The sequence below is a fragment of the Bartonella sp. MR168JLCBS genome, from assembly GCF_042194175.1.
The window spans coordinates 1-608 of the sequence record NZ_JBHIMP010000517.1 but is presented as its reverse complement, the minus strand read 5'-3'; the positions used below and the strand labels follow the sequence as shown (position 1 = coordinate 608).

Annotated in this window: 1 protein-coding gene; it reads left to right on the top strand. The window is 33.6% G+C overall.

Annotated features, from left to right (window positions below):
- Positions 1–254: 254 nt before the first annotated feature.
- Positions 255–608 (top strand): SH3 domain-containing protein (locus ACFIK8_RS12355; RefSeq protein WP_375669595.1); only part of this gene is annotated, 354 nt, incomplete at its 3' end.

Here is a 608-nt window from a genome sequence, read left to right as displayed (position 1 = left end):
AATAAAAACAGAAAAACGGCTCCCAAAATTACTTTTGGAATCCGAAAATTATAATTGTTTTATTATATAGTACAGCATCCCTATTTTCCATACAAAAATAATAAAGGGATACGAAGCATTCACCGATTATATTTAGAAAACTGTCATATTTTTAGGCTTAAAATATACAATTACGCTCCTAATTATCAAAAACCGAAAGCAGAAACAGTTGTACTTTTTTCTGTTTTAGCATAACCTAACAGAGGAGATCTTGTATGAAAAGAGAAGGAAGGGAAATCTCTATAGAAATTCTCTACAGAAAAATGAAAAAATTAGTAATTTTTTTTATGTTTGTCTCTTTCTTTCTTACCACAACAGTATCCGGAGCGGCGAATGCCTTTGTCACAAGAAATCTTAATTTTAGAACGGGACCAAACACTCAGTGTGCACTTCTTGGTTTAATTCCCGCAGGGGAGTTGATAATTATTCAAAGCTGTAAAGGGAACTGGTGCCAAATCAGATATAATGCCCAAACAGGTTGGGTATCATCTCGTTACCTCTCATTTAAAGATGGAAATGATCTTTATCACGCATATACAGTGCGTTCGATAACAAATCACAGTACTTAC